Source organism: Halomonas sp. ND22Bw (assembly GCF_003011945.1).
Taxonomy (GTDB): domain Bacteria; phylum Pseudomonadota; class Gammaproteobacteria; order Pseudomonadales; family Halomonadaceae; genus Halomonas; species Halomonas halophila.
Window position 1 is genome coordinate 1 of record NZ_PXWD01000386.1, and the last position, 349, is coordinate 349.

Here is a 349-nt window from a genome sequence, read left to right on the forward strand (position 1 = left end):
GAATTTGCTCGACACCAAATGGCTCCTTTTGAACAGCACCCAAAACACCCATTATTATATAGCGGAAGTTGAAAATGAATCTCGCGTGGAGATTTCTCCGTTCCCTTTAGGCTCGATCGTGCGTCACAAATTTGGTGGGGTCAAAATGCTCATCGTCGATCTCAACGGCAAAGGGCATTACACGGCGGCTTTCGCGTCGCCACATACAGGGCTCATCACGGAAATCTTGTTCGCAGAAGGCAGTCTTGAGCGAGCGGACGTAATGTCTAGCTGACGGTGGAGGATTGACGTCGCGACCAACGAATCACTCAAGACCGCCGTGGCAGCCGAACACAACGGATTGACAAAC

The 349-nt window shown here is 51.0% G+C and carries 1 protein-coding gene; it reads left to right on the plus strand.

The window, feature by feature from the left end:
• A partial coding sequence (locus CVH10_RS25840; RefSeq protein WP_181244496.1) for a hypothetical protein occupies window positions 1-274 on the plus strand: 274 nt, incomplete at its 5' end.
• Window positions 275-349: the final 75 nt, after the last annotated feature.